The sequence below is a fragment of the Kineococcus deserti genome (genome assembly GCF_050871945.1).
In the GTDB taxonomy this organism is placed as follows: domain Bacteria; phylum Actinomycetota; class Actinomycetes; order Actinomycetales; family Kineococcaceae; genus Kineococcus.
Genome location: NZ_JBJLSI010000007.1, coordinates 127,675 through 144,330, shown reverse-complemented (window position 1 = coordinate 144,330; position 16,656 = coordinate 127,675). Strand labels below are relative to the sequence as shown.

The following is a 16,656-nucleotide window of genomic DNA, read 5'->3' as shown; positions in this document are numbered from 1 at the left end:
GGGAGGCGTGCCCGCCGCGGGAGTCTCAGGCGCCGTGGGCGGCGCGCAGGGCGTCGGTGAGGCTGGTCGCGGGGCGGCCCAGCAGCTCCACGAGGTCGGTCCGGTCGGTCTGCAGGTCACCGGCGGCGATCGAGGCGTCGAGCGCGGCGACGAAGGCGGCGGTGCCGGCGTCGAGGCCCACGGCCTGCAGCGTCTGCACGTGCTCCTGCGTCGTCAGGTCGCGGTAGGTCACGGTGGCGCCGGTCACCTCGGTGACGGCGGCGGCCAGTTCGGGGAAGCTGAAGCTCGCGCCCGCGAGTTCGTGGACCTGCCCGGGGTCCTCGGCGGTCAGGGCGGCGACGGCGGCCTGTGCGTAGTCGGCGCGGCTGGCGGCGCTGACCCGGCCCTCGTGCGCGGAACCGACGATCTCGCCCGTCCGCAGGTACTGCCCGAGCTGGGCGGTGTAGTTCTCCAGGTACCAGCTGTTGCGCAGCACCGTGAACTCGATCCCGGCGGCGGCCAGGACCTCCTCGGTGCCGGCGTGGTCGGGAGCCAGCGGGTTGCCGGACGTGTCCGCGCGCAGGATCGAGGTGTAGGCGATGCGCTGCACGCCGGCGGCCTTCGCCGCCTCGACGACGCGGGTGTGCTGCGCGATGCGCTTGCCCGGCTCGCTGCCGGAGACCAGCAGGAGCCGGTCGACGCCCTGCAGCGCCGCGGCCAGCGAGGCCGGGTCGTCGTAGTCGCCCGCGCGGACGGTGACCCCGCGCCCGGCGAGGTCGGCGACCTTCCCGGGGTCGCGGACGATCGCGACGACGTCGCCCTCGCCGCGGGCGAGGAGGTCCTCGACGGCGAGGCGGCCGAGGTGGCCGCTGGCGGCGGTGACGGCGTAGGTGGTCATGACGGGCTCCTCTGCTGGACGCTGTGCTTGCGAGGGCACCAACTATTGGAAAGTGCCCTCCATTCCCGCGGTAACCTCGGGACATGGACACCGACGGACCCGCGCAGGACCTCGTGGCGGACGTCTTCGCCCGCGACTGCACCTCGCGCGCGGCGTTCGAGGACGTCACCTCCAAGTGGGCCTCGCTCGTGCTGGTGGCGCTGGGGGAGGGGAGCTTCCGCTTCAACGCGCTGCGGCGCAAGGTGGACGGCGTCAGCGAGAAGATGCTGTCGCAGACGTTGCAGACGCTGGAACGCGACGGCCTGGTGCTGCGCGACGTCGTGACCGCGATCCCGCCGCGCGTCGAGTACGAACTCACCGCGCTCGGGGCGGCCGTCGCCGAGCGCCTGCGCGACCTGGCGGACCTGCTCGAGGCGTCGGCGTCGCAGGTCGAGACGGCCCGTCGCGACTACGCCGGCCGCTGATGCCGCATCACCCTGGTGGACGACGACAGACGTCCACCAGGGCCATGAGGGTCCTCGTCGTCCCCCTCCCCCCCGGGGCTGGCACCGTCCGGCGGCCGACCTCCCTCCGATCGCCGGGCTGCTGGCCGGCGACGGGGGTGACGTGGACCAGCTCGTGCGGTTCACCGTGCTGAAGGTCCTCATCGGCGACACCGACGCGCACGCGGAGAACACCTCCTCCCCGCACGCGCCCCACGGCCGCACCCGCCTGGATCCGCCGCTCGCTCGACGCCGCGTGAGGGCCCGGAGGAACGGGGCGGCCGGCCGGGGCGTTCGCCGATCATGGAGCCCCTCCACCTCGCCCGTGGTCTCGCCGTCCTGAACACCGTCGTCGACGGATCCCTCATCGCCGTCGGTCAGGCGGTCTTCGACGAACCCAGCAGGGGCCGGCGGTGGGTGAAGTGGTGCGCCGTGGGCGCGGTCGGCGGGCTGGTGCTGGCCGCCTCCGACGCGGTGTGGAACGCGGCGACGCGGGAGCACGCGCCGGCGCCGGACGCCGGCGTCTCGTGGCCGGTCCACGAGACGACGGTGACGCTTCGGCAGTTCACCGTCGCGGCGGCCGCGACGCCGGTGTGGCTCCTGGGCCGAGGACTTCCCGAACGCCTGCGCCGCCGAGGCGTCGACCGTCCGAACCGCCTCCTCGGGGTACCGCTGGGCATCGCGTACGCGGCGGCCACGGGACCCGGGTGGTTCCGGCACGCACACGACCGGGTCGCCGCCCTGGACCACTGAGACGACGGAGGGCGCCGGTTCCCCGCGGGAACCGGCGCCCTCCTCAGCGCTCGACCAGGCTCAGGCCCGGACGTCCCGCTCGTTCGGCACGACGTGGGTCATGACCAGACCCTCGACGTCGCGGACACCGTTCTTGCCCAGGTTCGCCGCGCGGGCCAGTTCGGCCTCGTTCAGCGTCTGGCTCTGCAGCGGCTGCAGGTCACGGACGTCGTCGGCGCTGATGCCCAGGCCGCCGCCGACCGCGTCGCCGTAGGCGTCGTCGGCCATGTAGAAGTGCCAGACCATGCGCTCCTGGATGGCGCGGTCGCACTGCGACAGGCCACCGACGAGGTTGGCGACCAGTTCCTCGCGCTCCCACTCGGAGAACAGGTGGAACAGCTCACCGGCCTGCTGGTAGTCGTTCGTGCGCGGGATGCGCTTGCGGGTCAGGCGACCGGAGATGACCGGACCCTGCTCGTCGTGCGTGGGGTAGGTGGCCTCCTTGAGGCCACCCAGGATCGACGGTTCGTAGTTCACCGACGGGTTCGACCCCGCACCGTCCACGCCGAAGGCCATCTGGCCGTCGCGCTGGTTGGTGTGCACCGGGACCTTGGCCGCGTTGACCGGCAGCTGCAGGTAGTTCGGGCCCACGCGGTAGCGCTGGGTGTCGGAGTAGGAGAACGTCCGGCCGACGAGCATCTTGTCGTCGGAGAAGTCCAGGCCGTCCACCAGGACGCCGGTGCCGAACGCGATCTGCTCGGACTCGACGAAGAAGTTCGCCGGCTTGCGGTTCAGGACCAGCTTGCCGATCGGGGTCAGCGGGAACTGGTTCTCCGGCCAGACCTTGGTGTCGTCCAGCGGGTCGAAGTCGAGCTCGGGGTGCTCGTCGTCGGACATGATCTGGACCTTCAGCTCCCACTCGGGGAAGTCGCCGCGGTCGATCGCGTCGTAGAGGTCCTTGGTGTGCACGCCGAGTTCCTGGGCCTGCACCGCGGCCGCGTCGGCCGAGGTCCACGACTTCACACCCTGGGTGGGGTACCAGTGGTACTTGACCAGGACGGTCTCACCGGCGGCGTTGACCCACTTGTAGGTGTTGACGCCGAAACCCTGCATGTGCCGGTAGCTGGCCGGGATCCCGCGGGGGGAGTTCACCAGCGTCAGCATGTGCATGGCCTCGGGCGACTGGCTCCAGAAGTCGAACACGCGGTTCGGCACCTGGCGCTCGAAGGTCACCGGGTCCGGCTTCTGCGAGTGGATGAAGTCGGGGAACTTGATCGCGTCGCGGATGAAGAACACCGCGAGGTTGTTGCCGACGAGGTCCCAGTTGCCGTCCTCGGTGTACAGCTTCACCGCGAAACCGCGCGGGTCGCGCACGGCCTCGGAGGAGTCCCGGCCGCCGGCGACGGTGGAGAAGCGCAGAGCGGCCTCGGTGCGCGCCCCCTTGGTCTGGAACAGCTTCGCGCGGGTGTACTTCGAGATCGGCTCGTCGCCGAAGGTGCCGTAGGCCTCGAAGTAGCCGAACGCGGTCGCGCCACGGGCGTGCACGACACGCTCGGGGATGCGCTCGCGGTCGAAGTGGCTGATCTTCTCCAGGAACTGGTAGTTCTCCAGCGTCGCCGGGCCGCGGGCCCCGACGGTGCGCTGGTTCTGGTTGTCGTAGACCGGGTGGCCCTGACGGTTGGTCAGGACCGGACGGTCGTCCCCGGGGGCCGAGGGCTGGCTCGCGACGTCGGTCATCGCACTTCCTCTCGTTGTTCCTTGCTGTTCAGTCAGGCGATGTTTCGTCAGGACCGTTGGCTGCGGCACTCGGGGCAACGACCCCAGAACACCACTTCGGCCTCCTCGACCGCGAACCCGGCGGTGTCGGAGGGCGCGAGACAGGGGGCGTGACCGAGCGTGCAGTCCACGTCGACCGTGCGGCCGCAGTCGCGGCACACCAGGTGGTGGTGGTTGTCGCCGACCCGCGCCTCGAACCGGGCGGGGTGGCCCGCCGGTTCGATGCCGCGGGCCAGGCCCGCGCCGGTGAGGGCGTCGAGGCAGTCGTACACGGCCTGCGTCGACACCGTCGGCAGTTTGACCCGGGCGCGCTCGGCGATCTGGGCCACGGGCAGGTGCTCGTGGGACGCGCGGGCCGCGTCGAGGACGTCCAGCACGACGACGCGCGGACGGGTCGCCCGCAACCCCTTCGCCCGCAGGCGCTCGGCACTGGTCACGGGTCCGACCCAACCAGGCCAGTCTGGAACCAGTCAAGAGAGGCGGGCCTAAGTCACGGGCGTCGCCAGTCCTCGCTCGTCAGGTGCGAACCGGCCATCGGACCCATCTGCAGCATGCCGCCGTCCACCGCGTACGAGGCCCCCGTGACGTACGAGGCCTCCGGCGAGCACAGGAAGCCCACGACCGAGGCGATCTCCCGAGCGTCCCCCGGACGGCCCAACGGCACCCCCGGGCGGTGCTCGGTGTGCGGATCGGTGTCCTCCTGGCCCGTCATGGGGGTGGCGATCTCGCCGGGCGCGACGGCGTTGACGGTGATGCCGTGCTCGGCCAGCTCGATGGCCGCGGTCCGCGTCAGCAGCCCCAGACCGCCCTTGGCCGCGCAGTACGGCGCCGCCCCCACGCGCGGCTGGTGCTCGTGCACGCTGGTGATGTTGACGACGCGCCCACCGCGGCCGGCCGCCACCATCCGCCGCGCCGCGCGCTGCAGGAACAGGAACGCGGCGTCGAGGTCGACCGAGATCACCTCCCGCCAGTCCTCGAACGACAGGTCCAGCAGCAACGTCGACGTGCCCGTCCCGGCGTCGTTGACCAGCACCTCGATCCCGCCGAGCTCCTCGGCGAGGTCGTCCAGGACGTCCGCGGCGGCCGGCAGCTCGCGCAGGTCCACGTGCCGCAGCGCCGCGCGCCGGCCCAGGGCCTGCACCTCCTCGACGGTCGCGCGGCCGGCGGCCTCGTCACGGAACCAGGTGACGCCGACGTCGTGGCCGCGGCGGGCCAGCTCGACGGCCACGGCCCGGCCGATGCCGGACTCGGCGCCCGTGACGACGGCGGGGCCGGGACGGCCGGTGGGGGAGGGGGACCGCAGGTCGCGCAGGTCGGTGTTCTCGCTCATGACCGGGCAGTACCCGCTGCGCGCCGACCGGAACCGCCCGCCCGAAGGGGCCGGGCCGGGGGTTCGGGCGCGATGTCACCGCGTGCGCGGTGATCGGGTGCGGGGTCACCGCGCGCCGGTGGCCGGGCGGGTGGGGTTCGGGCGCGATGTCACCGCGTGCGCGGTGATCGGGTCTGCGGTCACCGCGCGCCGCCCCACGGACGGCGCGACGGCCCTTGCTGCGGGAAGATCGTGGGTGATGTCCCCGAGGATCCGCCGACCGCGCCTGCCCCGCCCGCCCCAGCGCTGGCGGGACGCGGCCCACCGGTTCGGCCGGCGCCGGGGAACCCGGTTCGTGCGGCGGCACGTGCTGCCGTGGTTCGGGATCCTGCTGGTGACCCTCGTCGGGGCCGGGATCGGCTTCTCGCTGGCTCCCGGAGCCAGCACGTACGTCGGTCCGCTGCAGACCGAGGTGCGGGTGCGCCCGAGCCTGTCGCCGGGGGTGGAGGTGGACCTGCCGCCGGTCGGCAAGGTCACCTTCGACACCCACCGCGCACCGGTCGTGGTCACCGCCACCATCGAGAGCGTCGACCTGGACGCGGCCGCGCGGCTGGTCCGGTCCCCGCAGCAGCTGCTCGCCCTGGAGCTCACGGCCGCCGACACCGTCCGCGTCGCCACCGTCCGCGCCGCCGCGTACAGCCTGGCCTGCGGGTTCGCCGGGGCGCTGCTGGCGGCCGTCGTGGTCCACCGCTCCCGCCGGCGCACCCTGCAGACCGGTGCGGGGCTGCTCGTCGTCGTCGTGGCCGCCGGTGGGGGAGCGTGGGCCACGTTCGACCCGGCCGCGCTGCGCCAGCCGCAGTTCACCGGCCTGCTCTCGCGCGCGCCCTACCTCGTCTCCACCACCGAGAACGCCCTGGACCGGCTGGAGAGCTACCGCAGCGGCCTGTCCGACATCGTCCGCAGCGTCTCGACGCTGTACGCCGCCGCGGCCAACCTGCCCGTCCTGGGCGACGGCCAGGCCGGGGGCGGCGGGCTCGGGGAGGACGTCACGACGGTCCTGCACATCTCCGACCTGCACCTGAACCCGCTCGGGTACGACCTCACCGAGAACCTCGTCAGCCAGTTCGGGGTGCAGGCCGTCATCGACACCGGCGACACCACGACCCTGGGCAGCGCGGCCGAGGCCAGCTACCTGAACCGCATCGGCGGGATCGAGGTCCCGTACGTGTGGGTGCGGGGCAACCACGACTCGGCCGACACCCAGGCCCAGGTCGCCGCCCAGGGCGCCGTCGTGCTGGACCAGGGCTCGACGGCCCAGGTCGCCGGCCTCGTCCTGGCCGGTCAGGGCGACCCCGTCTTCACCCCCGACGGCGAGGGGGCGCCGGCCACCGGTGGGGCCGAGGACGTCCAGGAGGCCGCCAACGAGGTCCTGGCCGCCGGGATCGAGGACTGGGGAGCCGCGCACCCCGACGACCCCGTCGACGTCGCCCTCGTCCACGACCCCAGCGGTCTGCAGCCCCTCCTCGGGCGGGTGCCGCTGGTGCTGGCCGGGCACCTGCACAAGCGTTCGGTGACCCTCGACGCCTCGGGCACCCGGATCATGGTGGAGGGCACGACCGGCGGCGCCGGCATCACCTCCGCCGGCCTGAACCGCCTGGCCGACGGCGAACCCGTGCCGCTGTCGGCCACGCTGCTGTACTTCGGCGCGAGCGGGGAGGACGCCGGGAAGCTGCTGGCCTACGACGAGGTGACGGTCGGGGGACTGGGACTGGCCGAGGTGAACCTGCAGCGCACGGTCCTGACCGACGAGGACCGGCCACCGCTCACCGTGCCCACGCCGAGCCCCACGGGAAGCCCCACGGACAGCGCCACGGACAGCGCCACGGACAGCGCCACGGACAGCGCCACGGACAGCGCCACCGCCGGTCCCAGCGGGCCGCCGGACCCGGCCCAGTCGACGCAGAGCGACGTCGCGACTCCCCTCGGCTGAGGGTTCCGGAACCCGTCCCCCACGGGGGGACGGGCGGCGTACGGTGGGAGCACCATGACGCACTCCCTCGATCCGGAGCTCCCGTCCGGGGCGGACACCTCGTCCGGCCCGCGCCCCCACGTCCCGGTCGCCGCGGCCCCGCCCGCCCCGCTGGCCGACACGGTCCTGGCCGAGGAGATCGAGCTGTACACCGACGTCGTCGTCGCCGCCTCCGAGAGCGACGGCCCGCTGCCCGAGGGCGAGCTGGACCGGGTCCTGGGCGTCGAGGGCGGCCCGCAGGAGGCCTGACGACGCGGGCGGTGTCGGCCCCCGGTGCGCCGACCGCCTAGAGTCGCGGGTCGGGTTGGAGATCCCCGACCCACCGATCGACTCCGCGGAGCATGGCGTGCGTTTCCGACTGACACCACAGGACAACTCGTTCTACGAGCTGTTCGCCGACACGGGCAGGATCCTCGTCGAGGCCACGGCCGTCCTGACCGAGGTCATCGGCAGCGACCACGCCCGGCGCGTCGAACTCGGCACCCGCATGGAGGAGATCGAGCACCGCGGCGACGAGGCCGCGCACGCCGTCCTGCGGCGGGTGAACTCCTCGTTCGTCACCCCCTTCGACCGCGAGGACATCTACCAGCTGACCTCCCGGCTGGACGACTGCCTCGACCTCATGCAGGCCGCCGTCGACCTCATGGTCCTGTACAAGGTCGGCAAGCTGCCCGACGCCGTCTCCGACCTCGTCCAGGTCCTGGCCCGGCAGGCCGAGCTGACCGCCGAGGCCATGCCCCGGCTGCGGTCGCTGGCCGACCTGTCCGACTACTGGGTCGAGATCAACCGCCTGGAGAACCAGGCCGACCAGATCCACCGCCGGCTCCTGGCCGAGATCTTCGACGGCGGTTACGACGCCATCGCGATCATGAAGCACAAGGAGATCATCGAGACCCTCGAGGACGCGGCCGACGCCTTCGAGCACGTGGCCCACACCGTGGAGACCATCGCGGTCAAGGAGTCCTGACCGGTGGAGCTGGCCCTCGTCATCGTGGTCGTCGCCGTCGCCCTGACCTTCGACTTCACCAACGGCTTCCACGACGCCGCCAACGCCATCGCCACCTCCGTGTCGACCCGCGCCCTCACCCCGCGCATCGCCCTGCTGATGGCCGCGGTGTTCAACCTCATCGGCGCCTTCCTCGGCACCGGCGTCGCCGAGACCATCGGATCGGGCATCGTCGACGTCGGGGGCGGGGCGTACGGCATGGCGATCGTGCTGGCCTCCCTGCTCGGCGCGATCGGCTGGAACCTCGTCACCTGGCGCGTGGGCCTGCCCTCGTCCAGTTCGCACGCGCTCATCGGTGCGCTGGCCGGGGCCGGCGTCGCCTCCAGCGCGACGGTGCACTGGAGCGTCATCCTCGACAAGGTCATCATCCCGATGGTGATCTCGCCGCTGTCGGGGTTCCTGCTCGGCTACCTGGTCATGGTCGTCATCCTCTGGGCCGTGCGCCGCCAGGCCCCGGCTCCGACCCACCGCCGCTTCCGGATGCTGCAGACCGTCTCGGCCGCCGCCATGGCCCTCGGGCACGGCCTGCAGGACGCGCAGAAGACGATGGGTGTCATCGTCCTGGCGCTGGTGGCCGGCGGCTTCCACGAGGGCGAGTCGATCCCGTGGTGGGTCAAGCTGTCCGCCGCGCTCGCGATCAGCCTGGGCACCTACTCCGGTGGCTGGCGGATCATGCGCACGCTGGGGCGGCGCATCATCCACCTCGACCCCGCCCGCGGCTTCGCGGCCGAGGCGGTGTCGGCCTCGGTCCTGTACGTCGCGGCCTTGACGTTCCACGCCCCGGTCTCCACGACCCACACGATCTCCTCGGCGATCATGGGCGTCGGGGCCACCAAGCGCTTCTCCGCCGTGCGCTGGGGGGTGGCCCGGTCGATGGTCGGCGCCTGGGTCCTCACGCTGCCGGCCGCGGGCCTGTTCGCCGCGCTCTTCTACGTCCCGGTGCACTTCCTGCTGTGTGCCCCGGACCCGCACGCGTAAGGGCCCCGGCGATCGCCGGGGCCCTTCCGCGTGCGGGGGCGGCTCAGCCGAAGCGGCCTGAGATGTAGTCCTCGGTCGCCTTCTGCGAGGGGTTGCTGAAGATCGTCGAGGTGTCGTCGATCTCGACGAGCTTGCCCGGCTTGCCCACGCCGGCCAGGTTGAAGAACCCGGTCTTGTCCGACACGCGCGCGGCCTGCTGCATGTTGTGGGTCACGATCACGATCGTGTACTCGCTCTTGAGCTCACCGATGAGGTCCTCGATGGCCAGGGTCGAGATCGGGTCCAGCGCGGAGCACGGCTCGTCCATGAGCAGGACCGAGGGCCGGATCGCGATGGCGCGGGCGATGCACAGACGCTGCTGCTGACCGCCGGACAGGCCCAGGCCCGGCTTGTCGAGACGGTCCTTGACCTCCTTCCAGAGGTTCGCGCCCTGCAGCGACTTCTCGACGAGGTCGTCCAGGTCGCTCTTGCGCATGCGCTTGGCGTTCAGCCGGACGCCCGCCGCGACGTTGTCGTAGATCGACATGGTCGGGAACGGGTTGGGCCGCTGGAACACCATGCCGATGTGCTGGCGCACCGAGACCGGGTCCACGTCCTTGTCGTAGAGGTCCTGGCCGTCCATGACGACCTTGCCCTCCACCCGGGCGCCGGGGATGACCTCGTGCATGCGGTTCAGCGTGCGCAGGAAGGTCGACTTGCCGCAGCCGGACGGACCGATGAGCGCGGTCACGGCCCGCGGCTCGATGGTCATGTTGACGTCCTCCACGGCGAGGAAGTCGCCGTAGAAGATGTTCAGGTCGCTCACGTCGATGAGCTTGGCCATGGGAGTGGCTCCTTACAGGTCAGCGAACGGTCAGCGGCCGGTCTTGGGGGCGAAGAAGCGCGAGATGAGCCGCGCGACGAGGTTGAGCGCCATCACCAGGATGATCAGGACGAGCGCCGCCGTCCAGGCGCGCTCGGTCCCGGCCTCGGCGGGCACGCCGGGCTGGGTGTACTGCGTGTAGGCGAAGACGGGCAGCGTCGCCATCCGGCCCTCGAAGGGGTTGAAGTTCGTGCCCGTCGTCAGGCCCAGGGTGATGAGCAGCGGCGCGGTCTCGCCGGCGACGCGGGCCACGGCCAGCGTGATGCCCGTCGCGATGCCCGAGACGCTGGTGCGCAGGACGACCTTGGTGATGGTGCGCCACTTGGGCACGCCCAGGGCGTACGCCGCCTCGCGCAGGTCGTTCGGGACGAGCTTGAGCATCTCCTCGGTCGAGCGCACGACCGTGGGGATCATGAGGATCGCCAGCGCGATCGAACCCATGATGCCGAGCCGCTCGCTGTTGCCGATGAGCAGCGCGAACACCGCTGCGACGGCGAGGCCGGCGACGATCGAGGGGATGCCGGTCATGACGTCGACCAGGAACGTGATGGCCTTGGCCAGCCGGCTGCCCGCGCCGTACTCGACGAGGTAGACGGCGGCCAGCAGCCCGATGGGCACCGAGATGACCGCGGCGAGCAGGGTCACGATGATCGTGCCCCAGATGGCGTGCAGGGCGCCGCCGCCCTCGCCCACGACGCGGAACATCGACATGGTGAAGAAGTCGGCGTCCAGGCGGTGCCGGCCGTTGTCGACGACGGTCCACACGACGGAGACCAGCGGGACCATCGCGATGCCGAAGGCGATGGTCACCAGCGCGGTGACGAGGCGGTCCTTGGCCTTGCGGCTGCCCTCGCGCACCCCGGAGGCGACACCGATGACCACCAGGTGCAGCAGGGCGGCGAGCACGACGACGGCGGCGACGGAGGTGCCGCCGGGCAGCAGGACCGCCAGGGAGACGACGACGGCCAGCACCAGCGAGCCCCACGGGGCCCAGCGGGGCAGCTTGGCCTGGCTCAGCGGCTGGTCGATGGCGGCGGCGAGCTCGTCCGCCGACCCGGGCGTGGTGGTGGTCATGCCTTGGCTCCGGAGCGTTGGACGACCCAGCGGGCGGCGAAGTTCACCAGGAAGGTGAGGACGAACAGGGCCAGGCCGCTGGCGATGAGGACGTTGATGTCGAGCCCGGACGACTCGGGGTAGTTCAGCGCGATGTTCGCCGCGATCGTCGACGGGTTGGTGTTGCTGATGAGGTTGAAGGTGACGACGTTCGACACCGACAGCACCAGCGCGACGGCCATGGTCTCACCGAGCGCGCGACCCAGGCCCAGCATGGAGGCGCTGACGACACCGGAGCGGCCGTAGGGGATGACCGAGTACTTGATCATCTCCCAGCGGGTGGCGCCCAGGGCCAGGGCGGCCTCCTCGTGCAGCCGCGGGGTCTGCATGAAGACGTCGCGGCTGATGGCGGTGACGATCGGCAGCACCATGACCGCGAGGACGAGACCGGCGGTGAGGATGGTGCGGCCGGTCGCCGAGGCCGGGCCCTCGAACAGCGGGATGAAGCCGAGGTTGTCGGCCAGCCAGCCGTAGATCGGCGCCGTCGCGCGGGACAGCACGACGATGCCCCAGATGCCGTAGACGATGCTGGGCACGGCGGCGAGCAGGTCGACGAGGTAGCCCAGGCCCTGCGCCAGCCGGCGCGGGGCGAAGTGGGAGATGAACAGCGCGATGCCCACGGCGATCGGGGTCGCGATGAGCAGGGCGATGAGGGCCGCCAGGATCGTGCCGAACAGCAGCGGCCAGATGTAGGCGACGAGGCCCTCGCCGCCGTCGACCTCGGTCGGGTCCGCGGTCAGGGCCGGCACGGACTGGCCGACGAGGAAGGCGGCCACCGCGGCCAGGACGAGCAGGATGAGGACACCCGCTCCCGTCGCGGTCCCGCTGAAGATCCTGTCGCCGGGGCGTTTGGCGCCGCGTTCGAGTTCGACGCGGTCACCTGCGGTGGGGGTGGGGCTGCTCACCCGGGTCCTCCGAGGTCGTTGGTCCCCGGAACGGTGGCCCCGGGTGGTGGAACGGGACGGCGGTGACGGGTGGAACTGCTCCACCCGTCACCGCCGTCGGTGTCTTGCTGGATCAGGCGCCGATGCGGTCGAGCGAGGCGGTGATCTGGGTGCGCAGGTCCTCGGAGATCGGCGCGGAACCGGCGGCCTCGGCCGCGGCGTTCTGGCCCTCCTCGGAGATGACGTACTCCATGTAGGCCTTGACCAGTTCGCCCTGGGCCGCGTCCTCGTAGGCGGAGCAGACGATGCTGTAGGAGACCAGGACGACCGGGTAGGCGCCGGCGGCGGTGGTGGTGCGGTCCAGCTCGATGGCGATGTCGCCCTCGGGGCGGCCCTCGACCTCGGTGGAGGCGTCGACGACGGCCGCGGCGGCCTCGGCGGTGGGGCCGACGTAGGCCTCGCCGACCTTGACGGACACGGTGCCGAGCTCGGTCGGGGCGATCTGCGACTCGTCGGCGTAGCCGATGGTGCCCTCGCCGCCCTGCAGGGCCTGCACGACGCCGGAGGTGCCCTGGGCGGCCTCGCCGCCGGTCAGCGGCCACGCGCCGTCGGCCTCGGCGGTCCACACGTCGGGAGCCGCGGCGTGCAGGTACTCGGTGAAGTTCTCGGTGGTGCCGGAGTCGTCCGAGCGGTGCACCGGGGTGATCGCGGTGGCCGGCAGGGTGACGCCGGCGTTCTCCGCGACGATGGCCGGGTCGTTCCAGGTGGTGATGGTGCCGGTGAAGATGCTGGCGACCGTGGCCGGCGACAGGTTCAGGGTCTCCACGCCCGGCAGGTTGAACGCGATGGCGATCGGGGAGACGTAGGTCGGCAGGTCCATGGCGTTGCCGCCGACGCAGCGCTCCTGCGCCTGGGCCAGCTCCTCGTCGTCCAGGAACGCGTCGGAGCCGGCGAAGGGGACGGCGCCGGAGAGGAACTGCTCACGGCCACCGCCGGAACCGACCGGGTCGTAGTTCAGCTGGACGTCGGGGTTGGTGCCCTGGAACCCGGCGGCCCAGGTCTGCTGCGCGACGGTCTGCGTGCTGGCGCCCGCGCCGTTCAGCGAGCCGCTCAGCGACGAGGAGGTGGAGGATTCGTCCGAGCCGCTGCCGGTCGTCGCCTCGTTGGAGCCACTGCAGGCGGCGAGGCCGAAGGAGAGGGCCAGGGCGGCCGGCAGGGCGGCGCGACGGAGGATGCTGCGGTTCACAGGAAGAGCTCGCTTTCGCTCGGCAGGCGCGCTCTGGGCGCCGGCGCGGGTTCCGACGTGGTGGAACGGTAGGCACGGCACATGACGCGATCCGACGCCGTGGGTGAACGAACGGTGAATCCGAGCGGTCGATCGGGTTCCGAGTCGGCGGACGAGGATCATCCAGAAGGTGAACGGGTGACCGGATTCACGCTCCGTGACTTGAATCCGATGTTTCGGTGACGTTTCTAGAACGCGTGTCGCTCGACCCCGACGATGCGTGCCGTCGCCCCGTGCCCGCGCAGGTGCGCCACGACGAGAGCGGCCTTGTCGAGCTTGCGGGTCACCTCCCGGGCCAGGGCCCGGTCCGGGGCGCGCTCGGCCACCACGGCCTGCAGCGAGGGCAGCACCGGACCGTGCGAGCACACGACGACGGCCCGGCCCGCGGCCAGCAGCGCGGCCACGACGTCGGTGGCCGCCTTGGGTTCGGCGCGGAACGCGGCCTCGGTCAGCGCCGGTTCCTCCGCCACCGCCAGGCCGGTGAGCTCGGCGGCCGGCAGCACCGTCTGCACGCACCGCGCCCACGGCGAGGTGACCAGCGCCTGCAGGTCGTAGCAGGCCAGCAGCGGGGCCAGCTTCCAGGCCTGGTCGTGACCGGTGTCCAGCAGCGGGCGGACCGCCTCGCCGTCGGACCAGTCGCTGCGCTTGACGGCCTTGGCGTGCCGCAGGACGACGAGTGGCCAGGTGGGTTCCGGCCCCTCGTCCGAGGGCAGGGCGGCGTCGAGGAGCTCGACGTCGGCGGGCCAGGTGAGCCGTTCGGCCGCCTCGGCCCGCGGCACCCACGCGGTCTCGGTGATCTCGGCCGAATCGGCCGGCTCGAACACGTCGGGGTCGGCGGCACCGGCGGGGCGGGCCAGCCAGTAGCGCACCCGCTTGGTCAGTCCACCGGTGACCTCGTACCGGCGCTCGGGCAGGGGAACCCCGAGGTGGACGCGCACCCCGGTCTCCTCGGCGGTCTCGCGGACCGCCGCCACGGCCGGGTGCTCGCCGGAGTCCAGCTTGCCCTTGGGCCAGGACCAGTCCGCCGGGCGGACCGCCGAGGCCGGCCGGCGCACCAGCAGCACCTCCGGACCCCCCGGGCCGGGGCGCACGACCACGCACCCGGCGGCCTCGACGTCCACCCGGTCGGGGACGGCGGGGCGCCTCACCGTCGGCGACGCGTGCTGGGGCGGCGTCCCGGACGGGTCGCGATGATGTGCTCCTGCATGTCCTGCAACGGTTTTCCGTCGGCGTCCTGGTGGTGGCGGGTCCACGTGCCGTCGGCCCCGAGGTGCCAGGAACTGGTCGTCTCGGCCATGCACTGGTCGAGCAGCTGGGAGATCTCCCGCACGTGCCGCGGGTCGCCCAGCCGCACGACGGCCTCGACGCGGCGGTCGAGGTTGCGGTGCATCATGTCGGCGCTGCCGATCATGACGACCGGGTCGCCGCCGGAGGCGAACCAGAAGATCCGGCTGTGCTCGAGGAAGCGGCCCAGGATGCTGCGCACCCGGATGTTCTCGGACAGGCCGGGGATGCCGGGTCTGAGCGCGCAGATGCCGCGCACCACGACGTCGACGGGAACTCCCGCGTTCGAGGCGCGGTACAGCGCGTCGATGACGCCCTCGTCGACGATGGAGTTGACCTTGATGCGGACCCCGGACGGCTGACCCTGCCGGTGGTTGTCGATCTCGCGGTCGATCCGGTCGATGAGCCCGGTGCGCAGCGAGCGCGGCGCCACCAGCAGCCGCTTGTAGGCGGTCTTGGGGGCGTACCCGGACAACTGGTTGAACAGCCGGGTGAGGTCCTCACCGACCTGCACGTCGTCGGTGAGCAGGCCCATGTCCTCGTACAACCGGGCCGTCTTGGGGTTGTAGTTCCCGGTGCCGACGTGGCAGTAGCGACGCAGCCCGCCCTGCTCCTGCCGCACGACGAGGCTGAGCTTGGCGTGCGTCTTCAGGCCGACCAGCCCGTACACGACGTGCACGCCGGCCTGCTCGAGCTTGCGGGCCCAGGTGATGTTGGCCTGCTCGTCGAACCGCGCCTTGATCTCCACCAGGGCCAGCACCTGCTTGCCGGCCTCGGCGGCGTCGATGAGCGCGTCGACGATGGGGGAGTCGCCCGAGGTCCGGTACAGGGTCTGCTTGATGGCCAGGACCTTCGGGTCGGCCGCGGCCTGCTCCAGGAACGCCTGCACGCTGGTGGAGAAGGAGTCGTAGGGGTGGTGCAGCAGGACGTCGCGGTTGCGGATCGCGGCGAACACGTCGGAGGGTTTGGCCGTCTCCGCGCCGTCGGTGAGGTCGCGGTGGGTGCGGGCGACGAACTTGGGGAACTTCAGTTCCGGCCGGTCCAGGTCGGCGATGTCCCCCAGACCGCGCAGGTCCAGCGGCTCGGGCAGTTCGTACACCTCCTGCTCGTGCACGCCGAGCTCGCGCACCAGCAGGTCGCGCACCTCGGGGGCGATGTCGGAGGCGACCTCCAGACGCACGGCCGGGCCGAAGCGGCGGCGCAGGAGTTCCTTCTCCAGCGCCTGCAGCAGGTTCTCCGCGTCGTCCTCCTCGACCTCGAGGTCCTCGTTGCGGGTGACTCGGAAGGTGTGGTGCTGCACGACCTCCATGCCCGGGAACAACTGATCGAGGTGGACGGCGATGACGTCCTCGAGCGGGACGAAACGGGCCGCGCGCGCGTCCTGCCCGTCGGCCGGTTCGACGGCGACGAACCGCGGCAGCAGCGGCGGCACCTTGACCCGGGCGAAGTGCTCCTTGTCCGTGGTCGGGTTGCGCACGACGACGGCCAGGTTGAGCGAGAGGCCGGAGATGTACGGGAACGGGTGCGCCGGGTCGACGGCCAGCGGGGTCAGGACGGGGAACACGTGGTCCCGGAAGAACCCGTGCAGGCGGACCTGCTCGTCGTGGACGAGCTCGTCCCAGCGCACGATGGTGATGCCGGCCTCGGCCAGGGCCGGGCGGACCTGCTCCAGGAACACCGCGGCGTGCCGTTCGGTGAGTTCGTGGGCGCGCACGGCGATCGCGTCGAGCACCTCGCGCGGCTCCAGGCCGCTGGCGGCGGTGACGGCCAGTCCCGTCGCGATGCGGCGCTTGAGCCCGGCGACGCGGACCATGAAGAACTCGTCGAGGTTGTTGGCGAAGATCGACAGGAACCGCGCCCGCTCCAGCAGGTGCACGTCCGGGTCCTCGGCCATCTGCAGGACGCGTTCGTTGAAGGCCAGCCAGGAGACCTCGCGGTCGGCGAACCGGTCCTCGGGCAGGTCAGCCGTCTCTTCGACCGAGGTCACGGCGGGCAGGGGTGCGGTGGCGCGCGTCGTGGCCGTCATGGGTCGATTCTGC

General features: G+C 72.0%; 16 protein-coding genes. 6 read left to right on the top strand and 10 right to left on the bottom strand.

Features of this window, described 5'->3' with window-relative positions; all coding sequences use genetic code 11:
• Positions 1–25: 25 nt before the first annotated feature.
• Positions 26–877, bottom strand: a complete 852-nt coding sequence (locus tag ACRYR2_RS08145; RefSeq protein ID WP_432562336.1) for an SDR family oxidoreductase — start codon at positions 875–877, stop codon at positions 26–28.
• Positions 878–960: 83 nt separating this feature from the next.
• Here ACRYR2_RS08145 and ACRYR2_RS08140 point away from each other — a divergent pair, with 83 nt between their 5' ends.
• On the top strand, positions 961–1,341 hold the full coding sequence (locus tag ACRYR2_RS08140) for a winged helix-turn-helix transcriptional regulator (RefSeq protein WP_432562335.1): 381 nt from the start codon (positions 961–963) through the stop codon (positions 1,339–1,341).
• A 321-nt stretch (positions 1,342–1,662) separates the two neighbouring features.
• Positions 1,663–2,112: a hypothetical protein gene (locus ACRYR2_RS08135; protein WP_432562334.1), complete on the top strand. Its 450-nt coding sequence runs from the start codon at positions 1,663–1,665 to the stop codon at positions 2,110–2,112.
• Between the two features lie 60 nt (positions 2,113–2,172).
• Here ACRYR2_RS08135 and ACRYR2_RS08130 read toward each other — a convergent pair whose 3' ends face one another.
• The 3 genes from ACRYR2_RS08130 to ACRYR2_RS08120 are packed head-to-tail and all read right to left on the bottom strand — an operon-like array spanning position 2,173 to position 5,197.
• Positions 2,173–3,828, bottom strand: a complete 1,656-nt coding sequence (locus tag ACRYR2_RS08130; protein WP_432562333.1) for a catalase — start codon at positions 3,826–3,828, stop codon at positions 2,173–2,175.
• 47 nt (positions 3,829–3,875) lie between these two features.
• Positions 3,876–4,304 carry a Fur family transcriptional regulator gene (locus ACRYR2_RS08125; RefSeq protein WP_432562332.1) on the bottom strand — a complete coding sequence of 143 codons (429 nt, stop codon included), beginning with the start codon at positions 4,302–4,304 and terminating at the stop codon, positions 3,876–3,878.
• Positions 4,305–4,357: 53 nt separating this feature from the next.
• Positions 4,358–5,197 (bottom strand): SDR family oxidoreductase, encoded by an 840-nt coding sequence (locus tag ACRYR2_RS08120; RefSeq protein WP_432562331.1) that lies wholly within the window; start codon positions 5,195–5,197, stop codon positions 4,358–4,360.
• A 238-nt stretch (positions 5,198–5,435) separates the two neighbouring features.
• On the opposite strand from ACRYR2_RS08120, the gene ACRYR2_RS08115 reads away from it, so the two are divergent.
• The 4 genes from ACRYR2_RS08115 (at position 5,436) to ACRYR2_RS08100 (ending at position 9,189) form a co-directional block, all read left to right on the top strand.
• Positions 5,436–7,166, top strand: coding sequence for a metallophosphoesterase family protein (locus tag ACRYR2_RS08115; RefSeq protein WP_432562330.1), 1,731 nt, complete (start codon positions 5,436–5,438; stop codon positions 7,164–7,166).
• A gap of 54 nt (positions 7,167–7,220) precedes the next feature.
• The gene (locus ACRYR2_RS08110; protein ID WP_432562329.1) at positions 7,221–7,454 is read left to right on the top strand and encodes a hypothetical protein; all 234 of its coding nucleotides are present in this window, start codon (positions 7,221–7,223) and stop codon (positions 7,452–7,454) included.
• A gap of 97 nt (positions 7,455–7,551) precedes the next feature.
• A complete protein-coding gene (locus ACRYR2_RS08105; RefSeq protein ID WP_432562328.1) occupies positions 7,552–8,172 on the top strand; it encodes a DUF47 domain-containing protein in 621 nt (206 codons plus the stop codon).
• 3 nt (positions 8,173–8,175) lie between these two features.
• Entirely contained in the window at positions 8,176–9,189 is a 1,014-nt protein-coding gene (locus ACRYR2_RS08100; RefSeq protein ID WP_432562327.1) for an inorganic phosphate transporter, read from the top strand.
• Positions 9,190–9,232: 43 nt separating this feature from the next.
• Here ACRYR2_RS08100 and pstB read toward each other — a convergent pair whose 3' ends face one another.
• The 6 genes from pstB to ACRYR2_RS08070 all read right to left on the bottom strand — a co-directional run bounded on the left by pstB (position 9,233) and on the right by ACRYR2_RS08070 (position 16,643).
• Entirely contained in the window at positions 9,233–10,012 is a 780-nt protein-coding gene (gene pstB, locus ACRYR2_RS08095; RefSeq protein ID WP_432562326.1) for a phosphate ABC transporter ATP-binding protein PstB, read from the bottom strand.
• 30 nt (positions 10,013–10,042) lie between these two features.
• A complete protein-coding gene (gene pstA, locus ACRYR2_RS08090) occupies positions 10,043–11,125 on the bottom strand; it encodes a phosphate ABC transporter permease PstA (RefSeq protein ID WP_432562325.1) in 1,083 nt (360 codons plus the stop codon).
• Positions 11,122–12,069 carry a phosphate ABC transporter permease subunit PstC gene (pstC, locus tag ACRYR2_RS08085; RefSeq protein ID WP_432562324.1) on the bottom strand — a complete coding sequence of 316 codons (948 nt, stop codon included), beginning with the start codon at positions 12,067–12,069 and terminating at the stop codon, positions 11,122–11,124. Before pstC ends, pstA begins: the two co-directional genes overlap by 4 nt.
• A gap of 112 nt (positions 12,070–12,181) precedes the next feature.
• Positions 12,182–13,294, bottom strand: a complete 1,113-nt coding sequence (pstS, locus tag ACRYR2_RS08080; protein ID WP_432562323.1) for a phosphate ABC transporter substrate-binding protein PstS — start codon at positions 13,292–13,294, stop codon at positions 12,182–12,184.
• Positions 13,295–13,521: 227 nt separating this feature from the next.
• Entirely contained in the window at positions 13,522–14,481 is a 960-nt protein-coding gene (locus tag ACRYR2_RS08075) for an NUDIX hydrolase (protein WP_432562322.1), read from the bottom strand.
• The gene (locus tag ACRYR2_RS08070; RefSeq protein ID WP_432562321.1) at positions 14,478–16,643 is read right to left on the bottom strand and encodes an RNA degradosome polyphosphate kinase; all 2,166 of its coding nucleotides are present in this window, start codon (positions 16,641–16,643) and stop codon (positions 14,478–14,480) included. The genes ACRYR2_RS08075 and ACRYR2_RS08070 overlap by 4 nt, the downstream gene beginning before the upstream one ends.
• Positions 16,644–16,656: the final 13 nt, after the last annotated feature.

Coding starts and splice junctions, on each gene's coding strand:
- ACRYR2_RS08130 (WP_432562333.1), bottom strand. CDS start 3,828: ATGACCGACGTCGCGAGCCAGCCCTCGGCCCCCGGGGACGACCGTCCG.
- pstA (WP_432562325.1), bottom strand. CDS start 11,125: ATGACCACCACCACGCCCGGGTCGGCGGACGAGCTCGCCGCCGCCATC.
- ACRYR2_RS08120 (WP_432562331.1), bottom strand. CDS start 5,197: ATGAGCGAGAACACCGACCTGCGCGACCTGCGGTCCCCCTCCCCCACC.
- ACRYR2_RS08145 (WP_432562336.1), bottom strand. CDS start 877: ATGACCACCTACGCCGTCACCGCCGCCAGCGGCCACCTCGGCCGCCTC.
- pstB (WP_432562326.1), bottom strand. CDS start 10,012: ATGGCCAAGCTCATCGACGTGAGCGACCTGAACATCTTCTACGGCGAC.
- ACRYR2_RS08115 (WP_432562330.1), top strand. CDS start 5,436: ATGTCCCCGAGGATCCGCCGACCGCGCCTGCCCCGCCCGCCCCAGCGC.
- ACRYR2_RS08070 (WP_432562321.1), bottom strand. CDS start 16,643: ATGACGGCCACGACGCGCGCCACCGCACCCCTGCCCGCCGTGACCTCG.
- ACRYR2_RS08135 (WP_432562334.1), top strand. CDS start 1,663: ATGGAGCCCCTCCACCTCGCCCGTGGTCTCGCCGTCCTGAACACCGTC.
- ACRYR2_RS08140 (WP_432562335.1), top strand. CDS start 961: ATGGACACCGACGGACCCGCGCAGGACCTCGTGGCGGACGTCTTCGCC.
- ACRYR2_RS08110 (WP_432562329.1), top strand. CDS start 7,221: ATGACGCACTCCCTCGATCCGGAGCTCCCGTCCGGGGCGGACACCTCG.